Below are 390 nucleotides of genomic sequence, written 5' to 3' on the forward strand. Positions count from 1 at the left end.
CCTTGATGGGGCTATAGCTCAGCTGGGAGAGCGCCTGCCTTGCACGCAGGAGGTCTGCGGTTCGATCCCGCATAGCTCCACCATCTTTAAGTGTTCTTGAAAAAGAATCTTTAAAAATGGTTTTCATCAGAAAATCTAGCTCTTTAACAATTTGGAAAGCTGACAAAACAAACTTTTAAGTTTGTTTGTAAAGTTCTCAATGTTTGTCTTTATGACAAACACCAACTGTTTGTTTTCATTTTTTAAAAATGAAAGTAAACGAGCACATTCAAGTGTTCTTGGGAATATCACTTTTACAGTGATTATTCGAAATTGAGTCCGGCAAAATCGAAATGTCTCTCGCTCATTCAAATAATGAGAGACAACTTTGGTGATTTGAACATCAACTCG

Annotated in this window: 1 tRNA gene; it reads left to right on the top strand. The window is 37.7% G+C overall.

Annotated features, from left to right (window positions below):
- The first annotated feature begins 7 nt into the window (after positions 1 to 7).
- Positions 8 to 83: transfer RNA gene (locus ATB78_RS27970), tRNA-Ala, on the top strand.
- Positions 84 to 390 lie beyond the last annotated feature (307 nt).

It is taken from the genome of Vibrio sp. CUB2, from assembly GCF_001557945.1.
In the GTDB taxonomy this organism is placed as follows: Bacteria; Pseudomonadota; Gammaproteobacteria; order Enterobacterales; family Vibrionaceae; genus Vibrio; species Vibrio owensii.